This is a genomic window from Rhodococcus sp. PSi06 (assembly GCF_054960675.1).
Map to the genome: position 1 here is coordinate 1 of NZ_JBHNYO010000042.1, position 214 is coordinate 214.

1 pseudogene is annotated in these 214 nt (G+C 61.2%); it reads left to right on the top strand.

What is annotated here, in order from left to right:
* Window positions 1–18: 18 nt before the first annotated feature.
* A pseudogene (locus tag ACFI9K_RS24945) lies at window positions 19–214 on the top strand (hypothetical protein); the annotation flags it as partial.

Below are 214 nucleotides of genomic sequence, written 5' to 3' on the forward strand. Positions count from 1 at the left end.
TGGGTACGGTCCCGGTTCATGAGCGATGTCACCGATTCCGAGCATCTGACGGTTCACCACCGGGCGCTGAGCAAGGTCCCCGAAATCACGGTCTGGTTCTGGGTCGTGAAGATCCTGTGCACCACAGTGGGGGAGAGTGTCGCGGACTGGGTGAACATGACCCTCGGTGTCGGACTGACCGCGACGGCGGGATTGTTCACCGCGATTCTCGTTG